At 73.9% G+C, this 19,661-nt stretch carries 17 protein-coding genes; 9 read left to right on the top strand and 8 right to left on the bottom strand.

Annotation, left to right across the window (positions count from 1 at the left end):
• Window positions 1-203: 203 nt before the first annotated feature.
• Window positions 204-2,432, top strand: a complete 2,229-nt coding sequence (locus tag ACZ7MY_RS32275) for a winged helix-turn-helix domain-containing protein (RefSeq protein ID WP_499606837.1) — start codon at window positions 204-206, stop codon at window positions 2,430-2,432.
• Here the strand turns inward: ACZ7MY_RS32275 and ACZ7MY_RS32270 are convergent.
• Window positions 2,405-2,545 carry a hypothetical protein gene (locus tag ACZ7MY_RS32270; RefSeq protein ID WP_499606836.1) on the bottom strand — a complete coding sequence of 47 codons (141 nt, stop codon included), beginning with the start codon at window positions 2,543-2,545 and terminating at the stop codon, window positions 2,405-2,407. The genes ACZ7MY_RS32275 and ACZ7MY_RS32270 overlap by 28 nt on opposite strands.
• Before the next feature lie 7 nt (window positions 2,546-2,552).
• Here ACZ7MY_RS32270 and ACZ7MY_RS32265 point away from each other — a divergent pair, with 7 nt between their 5' ends.
• Window positions 2,553-4,778, top strand: coding sequence for a helix-turn-helix transcriptional regulator (locus ACZ7MY_RS32265; protein ID WP_499606835.1), 2,226 nt, complete (start codon window positions 2,553-2,555; stop codon window positions 4,776-4,778).
• Window positions 4,779-5,393: 615 nt separating this feature from the next.
• Complete coding sequence (locus tag ACZ7MY_RS32260) at window positions 5,394-5,987, top strand: malonic semialdehyde reductase (RefSeq protein ID WP_499606840.1); 594 nt, start codon at window positions 5,394-5,396, stop codon at window positions 5,985-5,987.
• A 24-nt stretch (window positions 5,988-6,011) separates the two neighbouring features.
• On the opposite strand, the gene ACZ7MY_RS32255 is transcribed toward ACZ7MY_RS32260, so the two are convergent.
• Window positions 6,012-6,539, bottom strand: coding sequence for a hypothetical protein (locus ACZ7MY_RS32255; protein ID WP_499606834.1), 528 nt, complete (start codon window positions 6,537-6,539; stop codon window positions 6,012-6,014).
• A 212-nt stretch (window positions 6,540-6,751) separates the two neighbouring features.
• Between ACZ7MY_RS32255 and ACZ7MY_RS32250 the strand changes: the two genes are divergently transcribed.
• Window positions 6,752-7,228, top strand: coding sequence for a cupin domain-containing protein (locus tag ACZ7MY_RS32250; RefSeq protein WP_499606833.1), 477 nt, complete (start codon window positions 6,752-6,754; stop codon window positions 7,226-7,228).
• Between the two features lie 94 nt (window positions 7,229-7,322).
• Here the strand turns inward: ACZ7MY_RS32250 and ACZ7MY_RS32245 are convergent, their stop codons facing one another.
• Window positions 7,323-9,851 carry a CehA/McbA family metallohydrolase gene (locus tag ACZ7MY_RS32245; RefSeq protein ID WP_499606832.1) on the bottom strand — a complete coding sequence of 843 codons (2,529 nt, stop codon included), beginning with the start codon at window positions 9,849-9,851 and terminating at the stop codon, window positions 7,323-7,325.
• Window positions 9,852-10,176: 325 nt separating this feature from the next.
• Here ACZ7MY_RS32245 and ACZ7MY_RS32240 point away from each other — a divergent pair, with 325 nt between their 5' ends.
• Window positions 10,177-10,803, top strand: a complete 627-nt coding sequence (locus ACZ7MY_RS32240) for an isochorismatase family protein (protein ID WP_499606831.1) — start codon at window positions 10,177-10,179, stop codon at window positions 10,801-10,803.
• 74 nt (window positions 10,804-10,877) lie between these two features.
• Here ACZ7MY_RS32240 and ACZ7MY_RS32235 read toward each other — a convergent pair whose 3' ends face one another.
• Window positions 10,878-12,074 carry an alpha/beta hydrolase family protein gene (locus ACZ7MY_RS32235; protein WP_499606830.1) on the bottom strand — a complete coding sequence of 399 codons (1,197 nt, stop codon included), beginning with the start codon at window positions 12,072-12,074 and terminating at the stop codon, window positions 10,878-10,880.
• 296 nt (window positions 12,075-12,370) lie between these two features.
• On the opposite strand from ACZ7MY_RS32235, the gene ACZ7MY_RS32230 reads away from it, so the two are divergent.
• On the top strand, window positions 12,371-12,847 hold the full coding sequence (locus ACZ7MY_RS32230; protein ID WP_499606829.1) for a MarR family winged helix-turn-helix transcriptional regulator: 477 nt from the start codon (window positions 12,371-12,373) through the stop codon (window positions 12,845-12,847).
• Between the two features lie 70 nt (window positions 12,848-12,917).
• On the opposite strand, the gene ACZ7MY_RS32225 is transcribed toward ACZ7MY_RS32230, so the two are convergent.
• Window positions 12,918-13,712 (bottom strand): SDR family NAD(P)-dependent oxidoreductase, encoded by a 795-nt coding sequence (locus tag ACZ7MY_RS32225; RefSeq protein WP_499606828.1) that lies wholly within the window; start codon window positions 13,710-13,712, stop codon window positions 12,918-12,920.
• A gap of 172 nt (window positions 13,713-13,884) precedes the next feature.
• Here ACZ7MY_RS32225 and ACZ7MY_RS32220 point away from each other — a divergent pair, with 172 nt between their 5' ends.
• Together ACZ7MY_RS32220 and ACZ7MY_RS32215 are read left to right on the top strand one after the other, a co-directional pair.
• Window positions 13,885-14,388: a winged helix-turn-helix transcriptional regulator gene (locus ACZ7MY_RS32220; protein WP_499606827.1), complete on the top strand. Its 504-nt coding sequence runs from the start codon at window positions 13,885-13,887 to the stop codon at window positions 14,386-14,388.
• 117 nt (window positions 14,389-14,505) lie between these two features.
• Window positions 14,506-15,048 carry a DUF302 domain-containing protein gene (locus ACZ7MY_RS32215; RefSeq protein ID WP_499606826.1) on the top strand — a complete coding sequence of 181 codons (543 nt, stop codon included), beginning with the start codon at window positions 14,506-14,508 and terminating at the stop codon, window positions 15,046-15,048.
• Between the two features lie 52 nt (window positions 15,049-15,100).
• Here ACZ7MY_RS32215 and ACZ7MY_RS32210 read toward each other — a convergent pair whose 3' ends face one another.
• Window positions 15,101-16,651, bottom strand: coding sequence for an FGGY-family carbohydrate kinase (locus ACZ7MY_RS32210; protein WP_499606825.1), 1,551 nt, complete (start codon window positions 16,649-16,651; stop codon window positions 15,101-15,103).
• A gap of 346 nt (window positions 16,652-16,997) precedes the next feature.
• Here ACZ7MY_RS32210 and ACZ7MY_RS32205 point away from each other — a divergent pair, with 346 nt between their 5' ends.
• Window positions 16,998-17,747, top strand: coding sequence for a lysophospholipid acyltransferase family protein (locus tag ACZ7MY_RS32205; RefSeq protein WP_499606824.1), 750 nt, complete (start codon window positions 16,998-17,000; stop codon window positions 17,745-17,747).
• A 52-nt stretch (window positions 17,748-17,799) separates the two neighbouring features.
• Here the strand turns inward: ACZ7MY_RS32205 and ACZ7MY_RS32200 are convergent, their stop codons facing one another.
• Together ACZ7MY_RS32200 and ACZ7MY_RS32195 are read right to left on the bottom strand one after the other, a co-directional pair.
• Entirely contained in the window at window positions 17,800-18,783 is a 984-nt protein-coding gene (locus ACZ7MY_RS32200) for a tetratricopeptide repeat protein (RefSeq protein ID WP_499606823.1), read from the bottom strand.
• Between the two features lie 254 nt (window positions 18,784-19,037).
• Window positions 19,038-19,469 carry a DUF5958 family protein gene (locus ACZ7MY_RS32195; protein ID WP_499606822.1) on the bottom strand — a complete coding sequence of 144 codons (432 nt, stop codon included), beginning with the start codon at window positions 19,467-19,469 and terminating at the stop codon, window positions 19,038-19,040.
• Window positions 19,470-19,661: the final 192 nt, after the last annotated feature.

Genomic DNA, 19,661 nt, shown 5'->3' with positions numbered 1-19,661 from the left:
TGTGGTGCAGTCCTAGACAGCTCCACCACACCGGAGGTCTTCGCCTTGATCAAGCCCCCGCAGGTGTCAACAACGCTCGTGATCAATACACCTAGGCCGTCGCCCCGACCCCGCCCCCTCCGACCCCCCGGTGCCCGGTGCCGTGTCGTGCCCGCCGGGCACCGGGGACCCACCTCGACCGACCGGCCACGACGGGAGGCCACGTGCAGACCATCGCCCCCTATCGACTTCATCCGCCCGCGCCGCCACGGCAGTTCGTGCCCCGGCCACGCCTGCTGCGGCACCTCGACGCCGCGGCGGAGCCCGTGGTCGTCGTGTCGGCTCCGCCGGGCGCCGGGAAGACCGTGCTGCTCGCCGACTGGGCACGTGCCCGCCGGGCCCGTGACGGGCAGGTGGCGTGGCTCGCCCTGGACGGGTACGACAACACCCCGGCACGGCTCTGGGCCGGCGTCCTCGCGGCGCTGCGCCCGCTCCGCCCCGGGCTGCCCGCTCCCCCACCCGCCGGGGCATGGTCCCCGGAGGTCTGGGTCGACGACCTGCTCCCCCGCGTCCTGGGGGCGCTGGCGGAGGGGGCGCCCCCGGCCCTGGTGCTGGACGGCGTGGACCGGCTCACCGACCAGGCGACGCTGCGCTGCCTGGGGGACTTCGTGACCGCGCTGCCCGAGGGCGTACGGGTCGTGCTGGCCACCCGTCACCTCCCCGGTGCGCCGGTCCCGGCGCTGCGCGCCCGGGGGCTCACGGCCGACGTCGGCGCGGACGCGCTGCGTTTCACCCACCAGGAGGCGGCCGCCCTGCTGGCGGGTCCGCACGGCGGCCCGCCGGACGAGCGGACGCTGCGCGAGCTGTACCACCTGACCGAGGGGTGGGCGGCGGGCCTGTGCCTCATGGGGCGGACCACTGCCGGGGCGGCGGCGACCGACGGTGCCCGCGCCGTCGCCGACTACCTCGGCACCGAGGTCGTCGACCGGCTCACCACCGAACAGCGCCGCTTCCTGCTGCGGACCTGCGTCCTGGACGAACTCGGCCCCGAGTCCTGCCGTGCCGTCACCGGCAGCGACCGCGCCGGGGTGCTGCTGCGGGACCTCGCACGGACCGTCCAGCTGCTCGTGCCCTCCGCCGGCGCCCGGGCGACCTACCGGCACCACCGGGCGCTGCGCCCGGTGCTGACCGAGTTGCTGGACGCCGAGCAGCCCGGCGGGGCCGCGGCGCTGCACCGGACGGCCGCCCTCTGGTACCGCGGGCGCCAGGACACGACGTCCGCCGTACGGCACTTCGTCCGGGCCGGGGACGTCGCCGGCGCGGTCATGAGCGTCCTCGACGCCTGGGAGGAGGCGCTGGCCTCTGGCCGGTCCGCGGACGTGGCGCGGTGGCTGGACACGCTGCCGGACCGCGCGGTCCGTGCCGATGCCCGGCTGTGCGTCGTGGCGGCGATGACCGCGCTGTGCGAGGGCGACCCCGGGACGGCCGAACGCCGGCTCGACGCGGCGAGGGCCGGGACGCACCGGCCGGGCACCGCAGGGGAAGGGGTTCCGGTGGCGCCGGCGGCGGACGTGGCGCACGCCCTCGTCCGCTGCCTGCGGGGGGAGGCACCTGCCGGGGTCGGGCCCGTGGACGTCGACGGTCCCTGGCCCACCACCTGGCGGGCGCTGGCCCGCGTCGTCCAGGGCACCGCGCTGCTGTGGCAGGGCCGTACGCAGGAGGCGGACACCCGGCTGGCCGAGGCCGTACGCCACGCCCACGGCGCCCGGCACACGCTGGTGCTGGTCCGCGCCCTCGGCTCGCGCGCCCTGTGCGCGTACCTGACCGGGCATGCGGAACGGGCGCGCACCCTGGTGGAGCAGGCGCTGGACACGGCGCGCGCCGAGGGACTCACCGGCCACTTCGCCGCCGCGCCCGCCCATCTGTGCCGGGCGGGACTGCTCCTGGAGGACCGGGCCCGCACCGAGGCCGCCGAAGCCCTGGCCCGCGCCGTGACGGCGCTCACGGCGACCGTCCACGGCGGCGAGCCGCATCTGCGGGCCCTGGCCGCCGTCATCGCGTCGGGTCTGCCGCGCGGCCTTCGCGGTGCCGCTCCCCCGCCCCTTCCGGAGGGAGGCGATGCCGTCCCGGCAGTGCTCCGCGGACTGCTCGAACGCCTGCGCCCGGCCCGGCCCGCCTCGGCCGAACCGGCCGTCCCGGTGCCGTCGCCGCCGGGGCGGGACCTGTCGCCCGGGGAACGCCGCGTCCTGCGCGCGTTGTGCGGTCCTCTGACGCTGCGGGAGATCGCCGCCGAGCTGCACGTGTCACGCAACACGGTGAAGACACAGGTCAGCGCGGTCTTCCGGAAGCTCGGCACGCACAACCGCAGCGAAGCGGTGGCCCGGGCCCGGGAGTGCGGCATGCTGCGTCCCGGGCCCGGCACCCCCTACGAGGCGTCCTGCCGGCGGGCGTAGTCCGCCTGGGCCGTGTACGCGGTGTCCTGCTCCTCGGCGGGGCCGTCGATGCCGCACACCTTCCGTGCGAGGTCGGCGATCGGCCCGCTCGGGGACAGTTCCGCGCGCTTCATGGTGAGCGTGCGGATCGCCAGCAGCGGGGCGGCCCCCGCCCTGACCCGGCTGCTGGACGGCAGCGCGGGCAACCCCTTCCTCGCCATCGAACTGCTGAGTTCGCTGCGGGACGCCGACGCGCTCGCCATCGACGGCGGCACCGCCACCCCCCTGACCCAGGAGGTGCCCGCCGGATTCCGGCGCAGCGTCCGCGAGCGCCTGGAGCGGCTCCCCGACGACGCACGGCATCTGCTGCGGATCGGCTCGGTCCTGGGCCGGGCGTTCGACCTCGGCACCGCCGCCCGGATGCTCGGCAGGCCGGCGGGCGCGCTGCTGTCCGCCGTGGACGGCGTCATGGACGCCCAGTTGCTGGTCGAGGCGGGCCGGCGGTTCGCGTTCCGGCACGACCTCATCCGGCAGGCCGTGCACGACGACCTCCCGCTGCCGGTGCGTGTGGCCCTGCACCGGGAGGCGGCCGAGGCCCTGCGGGAGGGCGGCGGGGACCGGGCGGAGATCGCCTGGCACCTGGTCCTCGCCGGCGCGACGATCGACGACGCGTCCGTGCGCACCCTGACCACCGCGGTACGAGAGCTGGCGCGGACCGCCCCCGGGTCCGCCGCCGACCTCGCACGCCAGGCGGCGGAGCTGCTGCCCGCACACGACCCGCGGCGGGTCGACCTGCGCACCGACGCCGCGGAACTGCTCGGCTGGACCCGGCGGGTGAGCGAGGCGCTCGAGCTGGTCGAGGACACCATCGCCGACGGCCCGGCACCCGCCCAGGAGGCCGCGCTGCGGCTGGTCGGCGGCGAGATCCACCAGGCGGCGGGCGACGACGCGGCGGCGATGACCCATCTGGAGCGGGCCCTGGAGCTTCCCGGCCTGCCCGATGACCTGCGCGTGCGGCTGCTGAAGGCCAAGGCGACCGCGCACATCCACCGCCGCGAGATCACGGCCGCCGAGGAGACGGACACCGGGCTGGTCGCGACCGCCTACCGCAGCGCCGATCCGGCGGTCGTCGTCAGCGCCATGGTTTTCCAGTCGCAGACGGCCTTCTACCGCGGCCGGCTGGGCCGCGCCCTCGAACTCGCCGAGCACGCCACCGGGCGTGCCGCCACCACCACCGACGGCCTGCGGCTGCGGCCGCCGCGCATCCCGGCGCTGTGGCTCTCCGTCGTCATGCTCTCCACCGACCGCCTGGAGGAGACCGCCCGCATCCTGCGCGAGGGCCAGCGCGCCGCCGAGTCCCTCGGACTCGGCTGGTCACTGCCCCACTGGCACGCCTGCCGGGCCGTCGCCCTGCTGGAGGGCGGCGCCCTGGACGACGCGGCCGTGGAGGCCGAGGCCTGCCTCACCGTCGCCGGGGAGCTGGAGACGTCCCGTGCGGTACCCCTGGCCCGCGCCGTCCTGGCCCTGGTCGACACGGCCCGCGGCGGCGTCACCCGGGCCGGGGCCCATCTGCGCGCCGGGGCGGCGGCCACGACCGACGGCACACCCTACGGCCCGTGGACGGCGCTCGCCCGTGCCCGAGTGCTGCAGGCCCAATGCCGGGACGCGGCCGCCGCGGAGGCGCTAAGCGCCTTCCACGCCGGGGACCGCACGGCCTGGCTCCTCTCCCTGCCCCCCGGCCACTGGCCGACGCTGGCCCGCACGGCGCTGCGCGGCGGGGACCGGACGGGTGCCGAGGCGGTCGCGGCGGTCGTACGTGCCGTGGCCGAGGAGAACGACGGCCAGGACGTCGTGCTCGCCGTACGCGACCACGTCGACGGACTCCTGCGCGAGGACCCGGTGGCCCTGCGGGCGGCCGTCACCCGGCTGCGCGCCGGGGGCCGGCCCGCGGCACTGGCCGCGGCCCACGAGGACCTGGGGACCGTCCTGTCCGCGGCGCAAGGCGGTGGCGACGAAGCGGTCGCGGCGCTGGAGGAGGCGGCACGGCTCACCGCTGCGAGCGGGGCCGTCCACGACCACGAGCGGGTCCGCCGTCTCCTGCGGGACCTCGGGGTGCGCGCCTCCGGCACGCCCCGCCGCGCGACCGCCGTCTCCGGCTGGGAGAGCCTCACCGAGTCCGAACTGAAGGTGGTACCGCTCGTCGCGGAAGGACTCACCAACCGGGCCGTCGCCGACCGGCTCTACGTTTCCGTCCACACCGTCAACACCCATCTGAAGCACGTCTTCACCAAGCTCGGCATCAACACCCGCGTGGAACTGACCCGGTGGGTGATGGAACGGGACGGCGCCGGCGCCGACGGCACCTGACGCCGCGCACCGCCGAGATCCCTTGAATGGGCGATGCCCGCCCATGGCACCCCTCCCGATGCTGGTCGGGGGGCCAGGCCACCGGTCCGGTGGCCGCCCCGCTCGGTTCCGGGAGGGGTGACGATGACGACCACACGCGGATACCGCGGCTCTCTCCGGAGCGTCGTGGCGGCAGGCGCGGCACCCCACGGCTACACCCTGGCGCTGTGGGCGGCCACCGCCGTCACCGTGTCCGCACGGGGCACACCGTCCGCCACACAGGCGCTGGCGCTGCTCACCGGCGCCACGCTCACGTACGTCACGGTCGGGGCCGCCGCCCACGGCGGGCCCGGGCGGCCACTGGCCCGCTCGGCGCCTCCGGCCGGGCCCGTGTGGGCGGCGCTGCACCTCCCCACGGCCGCCTCCGGTGCGGCGCTCAGCGCACTGCTGGCGCATGCCGTGTCCGGTCACCTGCTGTGGGGGCTGGTGGGGGCCGTCGCCACCGGGGTGTACCTGCTCGGCACGGGCGCCCAGTTCCGGTGGGCCGGCGCCGGCCGGCTGCCCTCGCCCCCGTCACCCCCCTCCCCCGGACCGCCCGTTCCGACCGTACCTACCGCATCGACCCGAGGAACCGCCATGACGCTCGTACTCGACCCCGCCGCACAGGACCTGCTCTTCCGTGAGGCACGCACCGCCAACACCTTCACCGACACCCCGGTCACCGACGAGCAGGTCCAGGAGATCTACGACCTCGTCAAGTACGGCCCGACCTCCATGAACCAGCAGCCGCTGCGGATGGTCCTGGTCCGTTCCGAGGACGCCCGCGCCCGTCTGGTGCGGCACATGGCCGAGGGCAACAGGAAGAAGACCGAGTCGGCACCGCTGGTCGCCCTGCTGGCGGCCGACAACGAGTTCCACGAGCGACTGCCTGCCGTCTTCCCGCACTTCCCGCAGGCCAAGGACGTGTTCTTCGCCGAGCGCACGGTGCGAGAGCGGTCCGCGGCCCTGAACGCCGCCCTGCAGGTGGGCTACTTCATCGTCGGCGTCCGCGCCGCGGGCCTCGCCGCGGGCCCGATGACCGGGTTCGACGCCCAGGCGATCGACAAGGAGTTCTTCCCCGGGGGCGACCACTCCGTCCTCGCCGTCGTCAACATCGGCAACCCGGGGACGGACGCGTGGTTCACCCGCAACCCGCGGCTGGCCTACGACGAGGTCGTCACCACCGTCTGACGGCGGACGCCGGCGAGGCCGCGCTCAAGCCCCCGGGACCCGTCCCGGGGGTGCGGTGTCCCCCGGCCACCTCACCGTCAGCGAACCCCCCACCGGCAGGGCGTGCCAGCGGTCGGCGTGGGCGTCGAACGCCACCACGATCCGGTCGACCACCGCGGGGACGTCGGCGGCCGTCATGTACGCGGGGAGCTCGCGCGCGTGGCCGCGCCGGACCTCCCACACCCGCAGGGCGACGTCGGCCAGCTGCTCCGAACGGGCCATGTCCGCCTGGGCCCGGAGCGAGGGCTTGACCGGCCTGGACTTGCGGCGCCGGGCGGCCTTGGCGCGCTCCTCGGGGTCGGCGGGCCAGAACAGGCCGTTGTCCCCGGCGGCCAGCCGTCCGTAGACGCCGAGCCCGATGCCCGCCTCCGTCTCGACCAGGAAGTGCACCAGGTCGTGCGGGAGGTACGGATGCCCACCGGGCCCGTTGCGCGGGGCGAGTGCGGCCCCGGTCTCGCGGTGCACGGCGATGCCGTAGCTCGTACCGGGGCCCTTGGTGAAGACGACGCGCATGCCCGGAACGATAGGAGCCGGCCGTGGCCGGGCGCACCCGGATTTCCACCGGGGGGGCGAGTGCCGCCCGGGCGGACGGGCGGATTCCGCTTTAGGCTCCTCGATGGGTCCGGCTGCGACGTGCACGCACGGACCGGAATCCGTCCATGCCGTTCCGGGCCGCTCTGCGCGCGCACATCGGAGCATGCGAAACAGGACAGGAGAGCGCCCCCATGACCCGAATGGCGTTCCGTCGAGGCCTTCTCGCCCTGGGCCTCACCATGGCGGCGCTCGCCGCCTGCGGCCCCTCCGCGAAGGACGTCAGCGGAGAGGCGCCGGCCGCCGCCGTCTCCCCGGGACCGTCGACGAGGCCGAACGACAAGCTGTCCATCCAGTTCGAACAGGCGCTGCCCGACGTCAAGGGCAAGTCGTTCACCTCGGCGATCGTCGACTATCCGCCGAACGGGAGCACGCCCCCGCACCGGCACGGGGACGCCTTCGTCTACGCCTACGTACTCAAGGGCACCGTGCGCAGCCAGCTCGCCGGCGAGCCGGTCCACACCTACCGCCAGGGCCAGTTCTGGGTCGAGCCGCCGGGCGCCCACCACGTGCTGTCGGAGAACGCCAGCCGCACGGAGCCGGCGCAACTGCTCGTCGTCTTCATCAGCAACACGGGCGAGGCACTCAAGACCGACGACCCGTCGAGTTAGCGCGATCCCGCCACCGCGAAGGGCCGGGCCTCGCCCGGACGGGTCAGGCGCTGCCTGACGATCCGAACGAGGCCCGGGAGCGGGGCGGGGCGGCTCAGACGAGCTTCGCGCGGAAGACCTGGTGCGTCTCGTCGCGCTGCGCACGGGTCGCGCCGCGGTCGCTGGTGAAGACCACGACACCGCGGTGCAGGGCGGGCCAGGTGTTGTTGCCCCGGTGGCTCACCTGGACGGCCGCGGACCAGCCCTTCGCGCGGTCGAGGGTGGCGGTGAAGACCTTCCACCGCCAGTCGGCCGAGCGGGAGTCGTACCAGACCGCGCGGACCGTGCCGTCGGGGTCGACGCCGAGCCTGGCCCGCTGGCTCATCGCGTCGGCGTCGAGGGCCACGCTCTCGAACGCCGTCCACGTGGTGCCGCCGTCGGTGGAGCGGCTCGCCCGCAGCTGGAGGTTGGCGCCGGAGCTCTGCAGCGCGCCGCTCTCCCAGATCGCGACGAAGGTGCCGTCCTCGTCCACGGTCAGGCCCGGGTGCCGGTCGGAGCGGTCACTGACCCTGCTGACCTGGACCGGATTGCCCCAGGCGCGGCCCGGCGTCTTGCGCACCGACGCCAGGACCTGCCAGTTGTCGGGATCCGTGCCGCCGCCGGCCGGCTGACCGGCGGGCGGGGTGTGGCCGGTCCACAGCGGGTCCGGGTCGTAGCGGTCGTCCTGCCAGGTGACCACGGCGTGGCGGCCGTCGTGGACGGCGATCGCCGGGAACAGCGAGGCGGGGTAGCGCGGGGAGCGCGCGTCGCCGGGAACGCCGGGGCTGGTGGCCTTGCCCGCCGAGGAGACGTTGACCGCGGCCCTGTCGACGCCGACGATCTGCGCGTACACGTCGAACGCGCCGCCGCTGTTGTCGGACCAGGCGACCAGCGGACGCCCGTCGACCAGGGCCAGCGCCGGGTGGACGGCACGCCCCTTGCCCTTGCTGATCTTGTCCGGGGCCTTGAACGACCTGCCGCCGTCGGCGCTGTGGGCCAGCAGGATCACCGGTCGGTGCGGCTGCTCCTTGCCCAGCTCGTCCTGCCAGACCACCCATACGCCGTCGGACGCGGCGGCTATGCGCGGGAACCGCGCGGTGGCCGAACGACCGGAGAGCGTGAGGGACGTGGTCACCCTGCCCTTGGCGTCGATCCGGCGGTAGACCACCTTGCTCGCGTGGTCCTCGTGCACCTCCGCCACGACGTGCGTGATGTCGCCGACGACCGCGACGTCGGAGAAGCCGGTGAACGTGCCCGCCTCGCCGGTGACGAGTTCCGCCGTGTCACCGGCGGTGTCGGCGGCCGGGAGCGGGATCTCGGGCCGCGGCGCGGCCGGCGCGCCGACGGAGACGAAGACCGGCGAGGTGGCGCCGCGGAGCTGGTCCGGCAGGTTCGGGTCGGCGTCGGAACCGGAGGGGTCGCCGGGGGAACGGGCCTCGGCCCGGAACCAGCCGTGGTCCGTGCCCTTGAGCACGAGCGGCAGTTCGTAGCTCTCGTTGGCCCGCTGCGGCCGGTAGGTCGCGACGGGCCCCGCGGAGCGGCCGGGAGCGGCGTACACGTGGACGGTGGTCCCCTTGCCGCCCTTCACCTTCACGCGCAGCGTGGCCTGCTTGGGCAGCTTGCGGTCGGCCACGACCACCTCGTCGCCGCCGATCGCCTCGAACACGCCGTCGCCGTCGACGTCGGCCTCGATCGTCAGGAACGGCCCCGCGGTGTTCTGCGCGACCGTGGTGCGGCCGCTGCGGAAGCCGTCGAGGACGCCGAGGACGGAACGCTCCGCCGCGAAGACGTGGGTGGTGGGCGTCCCCGGGGAGTCGATGTCCCACAGCTCGCGGAAGTGGCAGTCGCTGGCCGCCGCCACGCCGAAGCGGAAACCCGCGTTCCAGCGGTTCTCCGCGTACTCGACCTGCTCGTCCGGGCCCGTGGAGACGTTGAGGACCTCGACGAGGTCCGCGCCCTGGACGCTGGCGTTGGCGTTCGGGCCCGCGGCCGGCGTGTACTCGCCGTCGTCGGGGTGGGCCTGCGACCACACCGCGCCCTGCGCGTGGGCGTCCCAGACGGACTGCTGCACGTGGCGGAAGGCCGCGGAGCCGGGCGGGTTGGCGCCGTCCACGATCACGTCCACGTTGCCCAGCACGATGGCGTGCGGCGAGCCGTTCGCCTCCTCGCCCGGGATCAGCAGCAGTTCGGACGACTTCCACTGCGGGTCCCAGACCTGGTCGTACGTCCGGTGGTCGGTCAGCGGCATGAAGTCGAGGCCGGCCTTCTCGCCCTGCGCGATCTGGTCGCCGACGGGGAGGTTGCCGGGCAGTGTCTGGTGCGAGGTCTGGCGGGGGCCGCTGCCGTCCGAGGAGTGGTCGTCGTGGACGTGGGTGTCACCCGCGAGCCACTTCCCCTTGGGCGCCTTGTTCCGCTGGGAGGCGGATACCCCGGACGCCTGCTTGACCTTGCCGCTCGACCCGGTGGCGGGCCCCGAGGCGGCCTCGGCGGTGCCCGCGCCGACGCCGACCGCCACGACGGCGGAACCCGCCAGGACGACGAACTTCCGCCGGGTGAGGGCCTCGGACCCGCGGTCCGGCTCTTCGGCCCCTGTTGCTGTTTCCATCTGCTGCGCCTTTGTGCGAGACGAACGAGTGACGCGGCATGCGCACCTTCGCGCCGCATGCCCCTGCTTGCGTCACGCTGCCAGCCGGTCCGGGTGCCGCGCATGGGTCAAACACCCCTAAGCCGTGCCCGCCGCCAGGGTCAAACGCCCCGGGGCACCGCTCGGGCCCGCGCGCCACCCTCATCCGCGGCGCCGTCCCGCGGGTTGCGGCGGCTCCGAGGCCGCCCTGCGCTTGCACCCCGCGAGGGTGCGGGTTAGCGTCGAAAGAAGTCACCTATTTTGACTATTTTGGACGGTGTCATCCCCGACTGCAGGAGTGTGCAGCATGTCGGACAGCAAGTTCCACGAGTTCCTGACCCCCGACAACAGCGCGCTGGTCCTCGTCGACCACCAGGTGTGCCTCTACAGCGGTGTCCGGGACACCGACCTGCTGGAGCTCAAGCACAACGTGGTGGCCCTGGCGAAGGCGGCGCAGGTCCTCCACGTCCCGACCGTCGTCACCACGACCTCCGCGGATAGCCTGTGGGGCCCACTGATCGGCGAACTGGCCGAGGTGCTCCCCGACACGGTCAAGGTGATCGACCGGAGCACGGTCAACGCCTGGCACGACGACCGGGTACGCGAGGCCATCACCGCCACCGGGCGCCGCAAGCTCGTCTTCACGGGCATCTCCCTGGAGGTGTGCGCGTCACTGCCGGCCATCGCGGCCGCCGCCGAGGGGTACGACACGTACGTGGCGCTCGACGCGTCCGGGACGTTCTCGAACGCCAAGCGGGAAGCGGGCCTGATCCGGCTCCAGCAGGCGGGGGTCATCGTCAGCGACTACGCGACCCTCATGGTCGAGATCCTCGGCGACAACGCCGCACCCGAGGCGGGCGAGGTGTACGCGGCCCTCGACATGCCGTTCGCCGTCCTCGTCGGCCAGATCTCCGCCGCGTACGGCGGCACGTGACGGCTCCTCCCCTGCGCCGGGGCCGCACCGGCGGCCCCGGCACCGGGCGGTCGCGCCTCCCGGGTCCGGCCCGGTCAGTCGCCGCCCGGCAGTGCGCCCCTCGACAGCCGCAGCCGCTCGTCCAGCCAGGCGCGGGTGACGCCCCAGGCGTGCCCGTCCGGGTCGATGACGTCGAAGTGGTCCGAGCCGGGCGACATGACGAGCGTGACGTCCGCCCCCTTGGCCGTGGCGGCCCGCGCGTAGGTCTGGGCGTAGACCGGCGGGATCACCTCGTCGGCCGAGCCGTGGACCACCAGCATCGGGACCGGGACCCCGCCCCCGGCGAGTTCGACCGGGGACGCGACCGCGTACCGGTCCCCCTGTTCCGCGACGCTCCCGCCCAGCAGCAGGCGGGTGATGCCCCGTCCGGCCCGCGCCGCGACCGCGGGCCACACGTCGGGGTGGGAGGGCGGAGGCGCGTTGGACGGGACGTCGCCTTCGAAGTCCGTCAGGCCCTCGCCGAGCGCGACCGAGTCGGCGTGGACCAGGTCGAGCACCCCGGCCAGGGTCACCACGCCGATGGGCCTGACCGCGGGACGCGCGCCCGGGGCGCCGTCCGGCAGAGCGGAGCGGTGCGCGACCCAGGCGGCCAGGTGACCGCCGGCCGAGTGCCCGACGACCAGGACACGGCCGGCGTCGACCGCCGGGTCGAGGTGCGCGACGGCGTCCACGGCCGCCGCCATGTCCTCGAACGTCCCCGGCCAGCCGCCACCGGGTTCGCCGATCCTGCGGTACTCCACGTTCCAGACGGCGTAGCCGCGGGACACCAGGTCCTCGGCGAGCGGCACGACCTGCCGGCGGTCGAACATGGCCGTCCACCATCCGCCGTGCACCAGGACCACGACGGGAAAGGGCCCCTCGCCATCGGGGAGGTAGAGCTCTCCGACCTGGGAGGGCTCGCTCCCGTAGGCGATGGTCCGCACCGCCCGGGAGCCGTCGGCGTCGTCGTCGTAGCGCACGCCGCTCTCGGCGCTGACGAGCCGGTCGATCGTGGCGAAGAACGCGCCGATCTCGGGGAGGTTGGCCCCCTTGGCACGCGACTCGTCGAAGGCCAGGGCGTCCGTCCATTCGACGACGTCCAGCCAGGTGTCGTCGGCGACGCGTACGAGGCGCGCGGCGACGAAGCCCCGGCGGTCCTTGCGGAACGCCGACAGCATGCCGGAGCGGGCCGACAGCATGTCCGACGTCCTGTCCGGTGCGACCACGAAGGTGGTCAGCTCGATCACAGACATCCACAGCTCCTGACGGGTGGTGCGAGGAACGCATTTGGTGAGCAAACTTGATAGTCACTGATCTTGACTAGTCACTCTAGGCGTCCACGGGAACGGCTGCAAGCTCGGAACGACGGCGTGACGGGTCGACGCGGCGGGACGGGTCGACGCGGCGGGACGGCGCGACGGAAGCCGGACGCGGACATGAAGTCGGCGGCCGGGGGCGGCACACGAAGAGGCCGCACCACTACGATCGACCCCAGTGAATTCCACGGGACGCGGAAGGGCGGCCGGACGTGCGGCGCAGTGAACGGAAAGTGACGGATCCCGACGTGGGGATCATGTCCGCGCGCCTGCTCTTCTCGGTCCAGAAGGAACTCTTCGAGAAGCTCGCCGAGCAGGGCCACCCCGAGCTGCGCCCCCAGCACGGTGCCGTCCTGGGGTACATCGACGAGGACGGCAGCCGGGCAACGGAGCTGTCGCGGCTGTCGGGCACGCACAAGCAGGTCATCGGGAACCTGATCGACGAACTCGAGGCCCTCGACTACGTGGAGCGCCGCCCGGATCCGAGCGACAGGCGCGCGAAGCTGATCGTGCCCACCGCCCTGGGACGCGACCAGATGCGCAAGTCCGACGCCATCATGGCCGGCATCGAGCAGCGTCACGCCGAGGAGCTCGGCGAGCGGGAGTACGCGCGTTTCAAGGCCGCCTTCCGGCGGATCACCACGCTGCAGACGGAGCGGTTCGAGGAGTCCGCCGCGCCCCGCAGGCGCCGCTCCACGACCGGAGGCTGACGGACCGGGACGGACGGGCAAGGGCCGGCCGGGACCCGGGCCGCCGCCCCCGGCCGTCCCGGGTCCCGCACTACAGGCGGGCGGTCATCCCACCGTCGATGGCGAGCGCGGCGCCGGTGATGAACCCGGTCTCGTCGCTCAGCAGGAACGCCGCGAACGCGGCGATCTCGTCCGGCCGGGCCATCCGCCCCAGCGGGTGCATCGCCTCGGCCGTGCGCCAGGAGTCCTCCGGCGACATGTCGGGGTCGGTCAGGTTGGGGTCGGTCAGCGCGAGGGCCCGCGACAAAGGGGTGTCGACGCCGCCGGTGATCAGGGCGTTGACCCGGATGCCGGCCAGGGCCGCGTCCAGCGCCGCCGACTGCGTGAGCCCTATGACACCGTGCTTGGCGGCGTTGTAGGAGGCCCGGTTCGGGTAGGCGGCCACCCCGCAGACGGAGGCGTTGTTCAGGATCGCGCCGCCGCCGCTCTCCCGGAGGGCGGGGATCTCGTACTTGAGGGCGTAGAAGACGCTCGTGAGGTTCACCGCCATGTCCGCGTGCCAGGCACTGCTGTCGATCTCGGTGACGGGGCCGTCCGCGGTGGGGGCGCCCGCGTTGTTGAAGGCGCCGTCGAGCCTGCCGTAGCGGCCCACGGCCACCTGGACCGCCTCCGCCACGTCGGCCTCCACGGTCACGTCGGCGCGCACGAAGACGGCCTCGCCGCCGGCGGCGCGGATGTCGGCCACCAGCGCCTCGCCCACCTCACGGCCGCGGGCAGCGAGGACGAGCTTCCCACCCTCACCGGCGGCGCGCTCCGCGGTCGCCCAGCCCATGCCGGAGGTGGCTCCGGTGATGAGGATGACTTTCCCTGCGAAACGTGCGTTCACGATCACTCCCATGCCCGGACCGCGGTGCGACGCCCCGGCGGCCCGCCCTCACGCGAGGGCAAGAGGGTGGTAATAAACCTTGATTGTTCCGATTCGTACCATTGAGGGTAAGCGGCCTCGGGCCGTGCGGCAAAGGTCGTAGGCTTGCTTTCAGCAAGTCTGGAGGTGCGACATGCCAGGTCCTCGTCGTGGCACCGCCGACGGGCCGTGCCCGATCGGCCGGGCCGCCGACATCCTGGGCGACCGGTGGACCCTGCTGATCATGCGCAACGCCACCGCCGGGATGACGCGTTTCGACGAGTTCAAGGCCGAACTGGACATCGCCGACAACGTCCTGTCCAACCGGCTGCGGCAACTCGTCGAGTCGGGGCTGCTCGCACGTGTCCCCTACCGGCCCGAGGGCGGCGGCCGGACCCGCGGCGAGTACCGGCTGACACGGGCGGGCGAGGACCTGCTGCCCGTGCTGCACGCCATGATGGTCTGGGGCGACGCGCACAGCGAGCCCGCGGCCCCGACGCGGCCGATGCGCCTCGTGCACAGCACGTGCGGGGAGTCGATCGAACCCGGCCGGCGCTGCCCGCGCTGCCGGAAGCGGGTGCCGCGCTCCGAGACCGCCTGGGTCAGGCCCTGGCAGGGTGACGTCACCCAGGTGCTGGGCGCCGCCGCGACCCCCTGACCCACTCCGGAATCGCCCCGCCCGGCGTCGACAGTGCCCGATTTGCGTACTTTATTGCGAAAGCCTGCCGTGCGTCCTAGGCTGGCTGTCGTAAGACAAGCCAGAAGGGAGCAGATCATGGTCCACGACACCACGACGACGCACCCCGCGATCCGCGCACTCCCCCGTTCCGTCACACGACTGGAGGTCCCCGTCGGGGCGGACTACGAGCAGTTCCGGACCCGCTTCGAGCAGGCCGTCCCCCCGATCGACTACCGGCACACCTTCGAGCTGGTCACCGAACGGGCTCCTTGGAGTGCCGTGCGCCGGCTCGCCGACGAGGGAGCCCCGCACGGCTTCATGATCTACTGGAAGTTCGACGCCCAGCCGCTGTTCGGCGTGGCCGGCGACCCGGCCCGCTGCACCGAGTACCTGATGGGCAACCACACCATCGCCGAGCGCATGTACCGGCACGACGCCGGCGCCCTGATGTACGCGCCCCTGCGCACCACGATCCACGAATCCCCCTCCGGCGAGGCGGTGTTCGCGATCGACCGGCCCAGCGACACGGTCGCCGCGCTCGGCCGGCCGGAGATCACGGAAGTGGGCCGCGAGCTGGACCGCAAGGTCGGCGCGCTCCTCGCCCACCTCGGCGTCCCCGCACCCGACGAGCTGACCTGACCCGACGGCGAGGCCCCGGGCGTCCGTCCCGGCGCACCCACGGACCCGCGCTTCACCCGCCCGCCGTGCGGGTCGCCCCGGAGGACGTCCGGCCGGACCCCGTACCCGCGATGCCCGCGGCCTCACGCTGGAACCGGGCGAGGGCGTGGACCGCGTCACGCGTCGCCGGGTACAGCTCCCGGTACAGGGCGTGCAGCCCGTCGTACGCGGCGCTCGCGGCCGGGTCGGGCACGCACCGGTCACGTACCGGGTTCCAGTGCGCGGTCGCAGCCTCGCCCGCCCGCCGTGCGGCGAGCCGGGCGGCACCGTAGGCGGCGCCGACGGTGACGGTGGGGATGTCCTGGGGCAGCCCGGTGACGTCGGAGACGATCCGGGTCCACACCCCGCCCCGCGTGCCCCCGCCGACCGCGACGACCCGCTCGACGGCGGCGCCCGCCTGCCGCATGGCCTCGACGTTGTGGCGTACGCCGTGCGCGGTGGCCTCCAGCGCCGCCCGGTACAGATCCCCCCGGGTGTGCTCGACGGTGAGGCCGGCGATCACCCCGCGGGCGTCGGGGTCGGCGATCGGGGTGCGCTCGCCCGCGAAGTACGGGAGCATCGCGAGCCCCCGCGCGCCGGGGCCGCTGTCCGCGGCCTCCGCGAGCAGCGCCGCGCGGTCGGGGGCGCCGAAGAGACCGCGCAGCCACTCGGTGACGGCACCGGAGGTGGCCATGCCACCGGCGAGGGAGCGCGTCCCGGGACAGGCGCCGACGGTGCTCCACAACTCCGGCACGCGCACCTGCCCGGTGACGGTCGCGATGAGGAACATCGTCGTGCCGTACATGAGCATCAGGTCCCCCGGCCGGGTCGCGTCCACGCTGACGGCCTCGGCCCAGGCGTCGACGGTGCCGGTCAGGACGGGCGTACCGGGCGCGAGCCCGGTCTCTGCCGCCGCCCCGGCGGTGACCGTCCCGGCCTCGTCCCCGGGCCAGCGCAGCTCGGGCAGCTCCGCGTGCGGCCACACCGCGTCCACCCAGGGGCGGTACCACTCCTGCGCCCGGGTGTCGTAGAAGGGGACGGACTGGCTGGCCGAATGGTGGTCCAGCACGTAGGCGCCGGTGAGCCGGTGGACGAGGAAGGACGACGGCATGAACAGCCGCCGCGCGGCCGCGAACACCTCCGGCTCGTGCTCGGCCACCCACGCCACCTTCGGGCCCACCGCCTGCGTCGACAGCACGCTGCCGCACCGGTCGAGCACGGCCTCGCGGCCGAGTTCGGCGTCCAGGCGGGCGATCTGCGCGACGGCCCGGGTGTCCACGCCGTAGAGCACGGCCGGGCGCAACGGCCGGTTCGCGGCGTCGGCCAGCGCGACGCACGGGCCCATGCCGCTGACGCCCACGGCCTCCACGTGCACCAGCCGTGCCGCCCGTCCACCGCCGGACAGCAACTCGCGGGTGATCCCGCAGAACTCGCCCCACCACACCTCGGGGTCCATCTCGACGTGTCCCGGCGCCGGGCGGGAGACGGTGTGCTCGCGCACCGCCGTCGCGATGACCGTGCCCGAGGCGTCGACCAGGACGCCCTTGCTGCTGGATGTGCCGATGTCGACACCGAGGAAGGCCATGACTGCATGTCACCACACGCGTGCCCCGCGGCGCCGGACAAGCGGTCGTGGAGGGCGCCGAGGCGCCCCCACGGCCGGGCACGCGCTCAGTGGTTCCGGCGGTTCACGCCTCCCTCGTCCCGGCAGCAGATCATGCGGCCGTTGCCGGCGTGCTCCCCGGAGCCGGGGCGAGTTGATCGTTGCCCCATGCAGCAATTAGGCTCTTGCATGGTCAAGTACATTGTCGGCCATCCTGAACGGAGACCGCCCGACGAGGACGCCTGACCCGCGACCGGTCTGCCACGTACCGGGCAACGACACGACGAGCGGCGCCCACCGACGCCGCCCGAGCAGAGGAGGACCCGGGGTGACCGGCAGATCGCGCAATCCCTACGGATTCTGGTACCGGCTGGCTGCGGCCATCGCCAAGCCCGTGCTGTTCGTGCTCGTCAGACACCGGTGGCGCGGGCACGAGCACATGCCGGCCGAGGGCGGCTTCGTCACCGCCGTCAACCACATCTCGTACTTCGACCCGCTCACCTACGGGCACTACCAGTACAACAGCGGCCGGCCGGCCCGCCTCCTCGCCAAGGCCTCCCTCTTCAAGATCCCCTTCGTCGGGACGGTGCTGCACAAGAGCGGCCAGATACCCGTCCACCGCGGGACCGCCGACGCCGCGCACGCGCTCCGGGACGCGATCGCCGCGGTGAACGCGGGCGAGTGCGTCGCGGTCTACCCCGAGGGCACGGTCACGCGTGACCCGGAGCTGTGGCCGATGGCCGCCAAGACCGGCGCGGCGCGCATCGCGCTGACGACCGGCGCGCCCGTCATCCCCGTCGCCCAGTGGGGCGCCCACCGCATAGCGCCGCCGTACGCGCGCGGGGGCCGGGGCGACCGCCGGGTGTGGCTGGTGCCCCGCCAGACGGTCCACGTCGTGGCCGGGCCGCCGGTCGACCTCAGCCGCCACCACGGCAAGGACCTCACCCCCGACGTCCTCAAGGGCGCCACCGAGGACATCATGGCCGCCATCACCGCGCTCCTCGCCGACATCCGCGGCGAGCAGCCGCCCGCCGAGCCCCACTCCCTGCGGCGTCCGGCACGTCAGCCCGCCAAGTAGCCGGGCCGCCGCGACGCCTCGCGGTCGGGCGCCGGTTCGCACGACGGCCCGTTCAGGCCTCACGCATGGCGCGCGCCTCGGACACGAGTGTCCGGGGCAGCTCCGGCCCCGCACACGCGCAGTCGATCAGCAGGTTCCGGTAGGCGGTGTTCGCCAGCCGCGGCGCCAGGGCGATCAGGGCCCTCAGGTCCTCGGACGAGCCGGTCAGGCGCGTGCGGTAGGCCGCGCCGGCGGCGCGCGGGGAGACCTCGTCGGGTGCGTGCTCCAGGCCCCGTTCGACGAGGCTCACGGCCGCGGCGAAGTCGCCCTGCCCGGCACGCACGTCCGCCAGGTCCAGGTAGAGGGACCAGTTGGCGGGGTCCAGGACCAGGGCGCGTTCGAAGGCGGCCGCGGCGTGGTCGGGTTCGCCCATGACGCGCCAGGTGGCCGCTCGCGCGACCGCGGTCCACATGACCGGGGCGACGGCGTCGGCGCGGTCGCACAGCGCGAAGGCCAGCTCGTACCGGCCGCAGGCTCGGGGCAGCCGGGCCATGGCGGCCAGCGACTCCGGGACGGGCGCGCGCGCCGACACCACGTCGAGGGCGTGGAACCAGGGCGCGAACCGCTCGCGCATCCCGTCGGTGTCCAGGTCGTGGCCGTGGTCCAGGACGCGCAGGCACGCCTCGGCCAGCGCCTGGGCACTCACCCCGTCGAGGAAGCGCGCGTCACCGAACCAGGGTGCGGCGCCCCATGCCACGTCGGGCCGCGCGCCGGTGACCGAGCCGAGGGTCATCACCGCGTCGTCCAGGTCCCCTTCGAGGAAGAAGAAGTACCCCTGCGCCAGCACCGCGCTCAGGGAACCGTCCTCTTCGAGGCTCTTCCTCAGCTCCGGGGACCGGTCCCGCCACAACTCGGCAAGCGCCTCGTAGGGTTCCGGAGCCGCCGGGGCCGCGGCTATCGCCCCCACGAGGAGTTCCACGGCCTGGCCGGGGTTTCCGCCGCAGTGCGCCATCACCCGGGCGAGACCGACTCCCGCCGCCACTGAACGATTCGACATCGTCCGAGAATAGCCCTGGCCAGGGGCCACCTGCGGCGGCCGGTGCCAGCCCGGGGCACCGGTGTCCTCACGCCGAGGTCGCGTCACCGACCCGCCGAAGGTGTGTTGACTGCACCTTCGTTGGCTCGTTGCGCTGGATGACGTTGGTCCGGTCAGATAGGCCTGTGCGACGGAGTCGCTGCATCATCAGCTCAGCGAGGGGCGTATCAAGCTCCCCAGGGATAGTCGCATGGGGTCGTGAGAGAAGGCCGATGCTACGGCTGCTCGGCCGCCGCCGGCAGGTTGTGCCATGCATGTCCGCAAGCGCCTTTGCAGTACGTATCGCGGCGGCGAGTGTCGGCAACGGCGAACACGGAGACGAGGACGCGGAAAGCCTTGACGTGTTCGGCGGCGGGGAGGCCCGCGAACCCACAGCGGGGCGGGTCCATGCAGATCATTACCGCGGGGTTGGCCGTGGGCTTCACACCGGACCGCGCCACCCCCGCACGGCCGTCCGCAGTCGTAATGTGCGCCTGCCTCGCATAGCCGGCGACTTCCTGCAGTACCTCCTGTTGAGTGGTCGGGGCGAGGCCGGAGAACCAGCCAACACCGGCATCCAACGTGCGGAGCCCCTGAGCGACTTCGTTGACGATCCGCTCTGTCTCGCGCCGGAAGGTGCGGCCGTCGTCGCTGCTCGGTTCGGTCATCGCTTGACGATTTCACAACGCCGGTTCCAGGAGAAGGTCGGTATCCGCACCCGAGAACCACCCAGGCGGGAACCAGGAACAGTCGGCTGCCGAGACCTGGCAGCGCTGCAGGACTGCCACTCAGCGGCTCGCCGGACGCCTCCGCAACACTTGAGTGACATCAAAAGCCGCCGACATCGATCATGAGGCTCG

The organism is Streptomyces sp. NPDC111520, from assembly GCF_055635295.1.
Note: the sequence above shows the minus strand (reverse complement) of the source record. Positions and strands in the feature narration are given on the sequence as shown.